6 protein-coding genes are annotated in these 7804 nt (G+C 46.3%); 3 read left to right on the forward strand and 3 right to left on the reverse strand.

Going from position 1 to position 7804, the window contains the following annotated elements:
- Positions 1-117: 117 nt before the first annotated feature.
- The 3 genes from OQJ86_RS25770 to fadB form a co-directional block, all read right to left on the reverse strand.
- Entirely contained in the window at positions 118-1098 is a 981-nt protein-coding gene (locus OQJ86_RS25770) for an MDR family oxidoreductase (protein WP_265992104.1), read from the reverse strand.
- Positions 1099-1364: 266 nt separating this feature from the next.
- Entirely contained in the window at positions 1365-2540 is a 1176-nt protein-coding gene (fadA, locus tag OQJ86_RS25775) for an acetyl-CoA C-acyltransferase FadA (protein WP_102389341.1), read from the reverse strand.
- A gap of 14 nt (positions 2541-2554) precedes the next feature.
- Positions 2555-4726: a fatty acid oxidation complex subunit alpha FadB gene (fadB, locus tag OQJ86_RS25780; RefSeq protein WP_265992107.1), complete on the reverse strand. Its 2172-nt coding sequence runs from the start codon at positions 4724-4726 to the stop codon at positions 2555-2557.
- A gap of 267 nt (positions 4727-4993) precedes the next feature.
- Here fadB and OQJ86_RS25785 point away from each other — a divergent pair, with 267 nt between their 5' ends.
- The 3 genes from OQJ86_RS25785 to hemG are packed head-to-tail and all read left to right on the forward strand — an operon-like array spanning position 4994 to position 7658.
- Positions 4994-5617, forward strand: a complete 624-nt coding sequence (locus OQJ86_RS25785; protein ID WP_038875131.1) for a YigZ family protein — start codon at positions 4994-4996, stop codon at positions 5615-5617.
- Positions 5618-5663: 46 nt separating this feature from the next.
- Entirely contained in the window at positions 5664-7121 is a 1458-nt protein-coding gene (locus tag OQJ86_RS25790; RefSeq protein ID WP_038870255.1) for a TrkH family potassium uptake protein, read from the forward strand.
- 9 nt (positions 7122-7130) lie between these two features.
- A complete protein-coding gene (gene hemG / locus OQJ86_RS25795; protein WP_038875125.1) occupies positions 7131-7658 on the forward strand; it encodes a menaquinone-dependent protoporphyrinogen IX dehydrogenase in 528 nt (175 codons plus the stop codon).
- Positions 7659-7804: the final 146 nt, after the last annotated feature.

The raw sequence follows: 7804 nt of genomic DNA on the forward strand, positions 1-7804 counted from the left end.
TTAAACTACAAACCATCCTTGAAGGCTACGAACTCGCAATGTCTCTTGATCACTAGACTTGTGATCAAGAGACAGGGCAATGACCCGGCTTCATTTATTCTATCGAAGGGTTAACGCTTATAGCTTGATAACCACGCGACCAGTTACTTGACCGTTTGTGATGTCTTCAGCGTATTTTGGTGCTTCAGCTAGTTCTACCTCAGTACAAGCTTGCTCGAAGTAGCTGTCTGGTAGCAGCTCAACCAATTTTTCCCATGCTGCAGTACGTTTTTCATATGGGCATGAAACAGAATCCACACCTTGTAGACGAACGTTACGCAGGATGAACGGCATTACTGTAGTAGGTAGATCGAAGCCACCTGCAAGACCACAAGCTGCAACTGCACTGTTGTAATCCATTTGCGCCAATACTTTTGCTAGTACTTTGCTGCCTACGGTATCAACCGCACCTGCCCATACTTGTTTCTCAAGCGGACGTGCTGGCTCTTCAAATTCAACGCGGTCGATGATGCGGCTAGCACCTAACTTTTCTAGTAGTGGGCCGTTTTTCTCTACGCGACCTGTCACTGCAGCAACTTTGTAGCCAAGCTGTGCTAGAAGCGTTACTGCTACTGAGCCTACACCGCCACTTGCACCAGTTACTAGGATTTCGCCGTTTTCAGGTTTGATGCCTGCATCAAGCAGTGCTTGAACACATAGCATTCCAGTGAAACCAGCAGTACCAACCATCATTGCTTTCTTGCTGTCTAGACCTTTTGGTAGTGGTACTAGCCAATCCGCTTTTAGGCGAGCACGTTGAGACATACCGCCCCAGTGGTTTTCACCTACACCCCAACCAGTAAGAACAACTTTGTCGCCTGCTTGGTAGCGGTCGTCTTCTGAGCTTACTACTGTACCTGCTAGGTCAATACCCGGCACCATCGGGAAGTTACGGATGATTTTACCTTTACCTGTAATTGCAAGACCGTCTTTGTAGTTCAACGATGAGTAATCAACGTCAATCAGAACGTCGCCTTCAGGCAGTTGTGTTTCATCGATTTGCTCGATGCTAGCGATAGTACGTTTGTCTTCTTGATTTAGAACTAGAGCATTAAACATAAGGTTCTCCGATTGTGCGGTAGCGTGACTCTGGGTCACATGCAGCAAGATATCAACTGCTGCTAAGTGTATGTCTTCTTTGTCTATGAATAAAATGAAACTTGAGCATTTAATGTATGCTTTTTGTGCATGTAAGCAATGTTTGGCGTAAAACAAAGGGCGACATCAGATGCCGCCCTTAAGTGTAATACTAAAAATTTTCAGTATTGGTTCATTTGCTCGTGATTGTTGGATTGATCACTACAACCTAGCGTTTCTTAAACAAACTATGGTCGTTCAAATACCGTTGCAATACCCTGACCTAAACCGATACACATGGTTGCTAGGCCGTATTTTGCGTCTTTCGCTTCCATTAAGTTGATCAACGTCGTCGAGATACGTGAGCCAGAACAACCAAGTGGGTGACCCAATGCAATCGCACCACCGTTAAGGTTGACCTTCTCATCCATAACATCAAGCAGACCCAAGTCTTTAGCACATGGCAGAGATTGAGCGGCAAATGCTTCGTTTAGCTCAACCACATCCATGTCTTCAATTGAAAGACCAGCACGCTTGAGCGCTTTTTGCGTCGCAGGTACAGGACCGTAACCCATGATTGAAGGATCGCAGCCCGCAATGGCCATACCTTTAATGCGTGCACGAATCTTCAAACCAAGCTCATTGGCTTTTTCTTCGCTCATGATCAACATCGCTGATGCACCATCAGACAACGCTGACGATGTACCGGCTGTTACTGTGCCGTTAGCAGGGTCGAATACTGGACGAAGTTGAGATAGGCCTTCAACGGATGTTTCAGGACGAATCACTTCATCGTGATCTAGAGTGAATAGCGTGCCGTCTGCTGCGTGGCCTTCAATCGGTAGGATTTCGTTTTTAAAACGACCCTCTACGGTTGCTGCATGTGCACGAGCATGAGAACGCGCGGCAAACTCGTCTTGTTGCTCACGGCTAATGCCATGTAGCTTACCAAGCATTTCAGCGGTTAATCCCATCATGCCTGCTGCTTTTGCAACTGTCTTTGACATACCAGGGTGGAAGTCCACGCCGTGGTTCATTGGTACGTGTCCCATGTGCTCAACACCACCAATTAGGCAGATTTCAGCGTCGCCAGTCATGATGGCACGTGTACCATCGTGAAGCGCTTGCATTGATGAACCACACAAGCGGTTAACCGTCACGGCGCCAATCTCAATTGGTAGACCAGCAAGTAGCGCCGCATTACGTGCCACGTTAAAGCCTTGTTCTAGGGTTTGTTGTACACAGCCCCAGTAGATATCTTCAATCTCGCTTGGGTTTACTTGTGGGTTACGTGCAAGAATCCCCTTCATTAGGCGTGCGGATAGATCTTCTGCTCGCGTATGACGGAAAGCACCACCTTTAGAGCGACCCATTGGAGTACGTAGACAATCGACTACGACAACATTTCTTGTTTGATTAGTCATTTTAGCATCCCTCCTTAGATAGAACCTTGCTGTTGTGCACCGTAAAAGCTTTCACCTTTCGCCGCCATATCAATCAGCATCTGTGGTACTTGGTACATTGCACCGAGATCCGAGTATTGTTTTGCCATGGCAACAAACTCGGCAATACCTACGCTATCTAGGTAGCGGAATACGCCGCCGCGGAATGGAGGGAAGCCAAGACCGTAAACCAGTGCCATATCCGCTTCTTGTGGAGTGGCGATGATGCCTTCTTGTAGACACAGTACCACTTCGTTGATCATTGGAATCATCATGCGTTGAATGATGGTCTGCTCGTCAAAGTCCTGCTTATCGGCACAAACGTCAGCGAGTACCGACAAGATTTCTTCAGAGAAGGTTTTCTTCGGCTTACCTTTTCTATCAATGGTGTAGCTGTAGAAGCCACTGCCATTTTTCTGGCCGTATTTATCTGCTTCGAACAGTGCATCGATCGCGTCACGACCTTGTTTGCCCATGCGCTCAGGGAAGCCTTGCGCCATCACTGCTTGTGCGTGGTGGGCGGTATCAATACCAACAACATCGAGCAAGTATGCAGGTCCCATCGGCCAGCCAAACTTACGCTCCATGATTTTGTCGATTTTCGTAAAGTCAGCACCATCACGAAGTAGCATGCTGAAGCCGCCAAAGTATGGGAACAATACGCGGTTTACAAAGAACCCAGGGCAGTCATTGACGACAATTGGTGATTTGCCCATTTTCGCTGCGTAGGCAACAACACGATTGATGGTTTCATCAGACGTATGTTCACCACGGATGATCTCCACGAGAGGCATACGATGCACTGGGTTGAAGAAGTGCATGCCACAGAAGTTTTCTGGGCGTTTCAGCGATTTTGCCAATAGGTTGATAGGAATCGTCGAGGTGTTTGAGGTGATAACCGTGTCGTCACCTAAATGCGATTCGACTTCACTCAGCACTGCTGCTTTTACTTTCGGGTTTTCTACTACAGCTTCAACAATCACGTCTGATTCTTCGATGCCTGCGTAATGTAAGCTTGGTGTGATAGACGCTAAAATACCAGCCATCTTAAAGCCATCAATGCGACCACGAGACAAGCGTTTATTTAGCAGCTTAGATGCTTCAGTCATGCCTAAGTCGAGTGAAGGTTGCGCGATGTCTTTCATTAACACCGGAACGCCTTTTAGTGCAGATTGGTAAGCGATGCCGCCGCCCATGATACCCGCACCAAGCACAGCCGCACGTTGCGTGTCTTTACTTGCTGACTTAGCTGATTTTTTCGCAAGCCCTTTAATGTATTGGTCGTTAAGGAACAAACCAACCAGTGATTTTGCTTCTTCAGACTTAGCCAGTTTTACGAAGTGCTTGCGTTCAATGCCTAATGCTTCGTTACGAGCAAAGCGAGCGCCTTCTTCAATAGTAATAACGGCAGTCATTGGAGCTGGGTAATGAGGACCGGCTTTCTGAGCCACTAGACCCTTCGCCATGGTAAAGCTCATCATTGACTCGAGTTTACTTAGCGTCAGTGGTGACGTTTTTTGCTTACGACGAGCTTGCCAGTCTAGTTTTTCGTTGATTGCCGATGTCAGTGTTTGTAGTGCTGACTCGTAAAGTGCGTCGCTATCGACAACCGCATCAAGAAGACCAATCTTTAATGCCTCATCCGCACGACACGCTTTACCTTGAGTGATCACTTCCATTGCGCTGTCGGCGCCAATAACACGTGGCAGACGTACACAACCACCAAAGCCCGGCATGATGCCCAGTTTTGTTTCTGGTAGACCGATGCTGGTGGTCTTGTCACCAATTCGCATATCAGTTGCAAGCACACACTCACAGCCGCCGCCTAACGCGTGACCTTTAAGTACCGAAATCGTCGGGACGGGTAAGTCTTCCAGCTTGTTAAAGATGCTATTAGCAAATTGCAGCCACTGATCGAGCTCAGCGTCTGTCTTGGCAAAAAGACCTAAGAATTCGGTGATGTCAGCGCCAACAATGAACGCGTCTTTATCTGAGGTGAGCATCAAGCCCTTCAGTCCTTGGTGCGCTTTTAGTGCATCAAGGGCTTTGTCGAGTGACTCTAGTGTCGCTAGGTCGAGCTTGTTAACGGATTTTGGAGAGCAGAAGCTTAGTTCTGCAATACCATCTTGTACTTCCTTTACCTGTAGGGTTTCGGCTTGGTAAATCATTGTCTATCTCCATGACATACAATCTTGGATTGTCTGTATACCGATTTGATGCGGGCTGAGCGCCTGTAAGGCAACAAATAGATATAGAGGAAAGTCGTTTTATTTATAGTTCTGGTTAGACCAGTGAAGTTAGTTTGGACTTCGGATTGGTTAATTTCAATACATTTTTAAACAAGTGTTTAACATTGTGCGCTAGTGCAGATCTTATGCGACTCACAATTCCGTCTCGTGATAGACTTTGGACAAAGAGAAAAGTGACCTAATCCTATGAATGACCTGCCTTATCTTATCCCTGCCGCGCCTGCTCAATTTGAAGAAGAAATCAAAAAGAGCGTCTTTATTACCTATTTGGCTCATACGCCGAACATAGAGGCTGCAAAGGCGTTCGTAGAGCAGATCAAAACCAAGCACTCTGATGCAAGGCATAACTGCTGGGGATTTGTTGCGGGTCGACCAGAAGATTCGATGAAGTGGGGGTTTAGCGATGACGGAGAACCATCGGGGACAGCCGGAAAACCGATCCTAGCTCAATTGTCTGGTTCAGGTGTAGGAGAACTCACAGCTGTTGTTACTCGATATTCTGGTGGCATTAAGTTAGGCACGGGTGGTTTGGTGAAAGCTTATGGTGGCGGTGTGCAACAAGCGCTCAAGCTGCTTCAAACAATTGAGAAAAAAATAACCACAAAACTCCGTCTAGAGTTAGACTATGGTTTTATGCCTATCGCACAGTCGATCATGCCCCAGTTTGGTGCGGTTGAAGTTGAAGCTGAGTACAGCGATCAGGTGGTATTAGTGTTGGAAATTGAGCTACGTGAAGTGAGCGCCTTTACCCAAACTATCATCAACAAAAGCGGTGCAAAGGCAATTGTCACCCCTATAGACGGACAATAATGAAATATAGGAAGCCACAGGGACAGCTTCGCTAGTCAATTAATCCATGCAATTTCGTTCAATTATTCGAATCGTCGGGCTATTGCTCGCGCTTTTTAGTGTCACAATGCTCGCGCCAGCATTGGTCGCACTCATCTATCGAGATGGTGCGGGTGTACCTTTTGTCACGACTTTCTTCGTACTTCTATTGTGTGGTGGGATATGTTGGTTCCCAAACCGCAGGTATAAACACGAGTTAAAAGCACGTGATGGCTTTCTTATTGTTGTTCTTTTCTGGACAGTACTAGGCAGTGCAGGCTCGATCCCTTTTCTTATCTCAGACAACCCAAATATATCTGTGACTGACGCCTTTTTTGAATCCTTCTCTGCTTTAACGACCACTGGCGCGACAGTTATCGTTGGACTTGATGAATTACCCAAAGCAATCTTGTTTTACCGCCAGCTTCTACAGTGGTTTGGAGGTATGGGGATCATCGTATTAGCCGTTGCAATCCTACCAGTGCTTGGTATCGGTGGTATGCAGCTTTATCGTGCAGAAATCCCAGGGCCAGTCAAAGATACTAAGATGACGCCGCGTATTGCCGAAACGGCTAAAGCGCTATGGTATATCTATTTAAGTCTGACGATCGCATGTGCCGTGGCATTTTGGTTGGCCGGTATGACGCCATTTGATGCTATTAGCCATAGCTTCTCAACTATTGCTATCGGTGGTTTCTCTACGCACGATGCCAGCATGGGCTATTTCGATAGCTATGCGATTAACATGATTACTGTTGTCTTCTTGTTAATCTCGGCATGTAACTATTCTTTGCACTTCGCCGCGTTTGCGTCTGGCGGCGTGCATCCTAAATACTATTGGAAAGATCCAGAGTTCCGCGCTTTCATCTTCATCCAAGTCGTTCTGTTCTTGGTGTGTTTCTTATTATTGTTGAACCACCATTCTTACGATTCAACCTATGATGCATTCGACCAAGCGCTTTTCCAGACTGTTTCCATCTCTACTACGGCTGGCTTTACAACGACAGGCTTTGCCGACTGGCCATTGTTTTTACCAGTATTGTTACTGTTCTCTTCTTTTATAGGAGGGTGTGCTGGTTCTACTGGTGGCGGTATGAAAGTGATCCGTATCTTATTGCTGACCTTGCAAGGCGCTCGTGAACTTAAGCGTTTGGTTCATCCTCGCGCGGTCTACACCATTAAAGTCGGTGGAAGCGCTCTGCCGCAAAGAGTTGTAGATGCAGTGTGGGGTTTTTTCTCTGCTTATGCTTTAGTGTTTGTGGTCTGTATGCTGGGTTTGATTGCGACCGGAATGGATGAGCTAAGTGCGTTCTCCGCGGTTGCTGCAACGCTGAACAACTTAGGTCCAGGCTTGGGTGAAGTTGCGCTTCACTTTGGCGATGTAAACGACAAAGCAAAATGGGTGCTGATTGTTTCCATGTTGTTTGGTCGTCTGGAAATCTTTACCTTACTTATTCTACTTACGCCGACGTTTTGGCGTAGCTAAGGGGAAATCGTGGCAAAAGCATTATTTCTATATTCCTCCCGTGAAGGGCAGACTAAAAAAATTCTCCGCTATATAGATGAGAAGCTAACAGACTTCGAATGTGAGTTGGTGGATTTACATAATGTTGAGACGATTGATTTTAGCCAATACGAAAGGGTATTGATTGGAGCGTCTATTCGTTATGGTCATCTTAATAAGAAGCTGTACCAGTTTATTGAGCGAAACCTCAATCAACTTGAACAAAGTAAAGTGGCGTTCTTCTGCGTAAACCTAACCGCTCGTAAAGAAGACCAAGGAAAGGATACGCCAGAAGGCAGCGCTTACATTCGTAAGTTCCTAATTAAGTCACCTTGGAAACCAACCTTAATCGGTGTTTTTGCTGGTGCTCTTTATTACCCACGTTATGGTTGGTTCGACAAAACGATGATTAAGTTCATTATGTCGATGACGGGTGGCGAAACCGATACGACCAAAGAAGTGGAATACACCAATTGGGAGAAAGTGGCTCTTTTCGCAGATAAATTCAAAGAACTGTAGAAATAACGTGCTCTTTTGACCGCTTTTGACGCAAATTTATCCGAACGGTAAAAAAGTCAAAAAAAAGGTGAAAAAGGGCTTGCCAATGTGATCGCAATCTCTATAATGCCACCTCGCTGACACGGCAACGCTTCGAAAGAAACGAA

This window comes from Vibrio sp. Sgm 5 (assembly GCF_026241575.1).
Taxonomy (GTDB): Bacteria; Pseudomonadota; Gammaproteobacteria; order Enterobacterales; family Vibrionaceae; genus Vibrio; species Vibrio jasicida.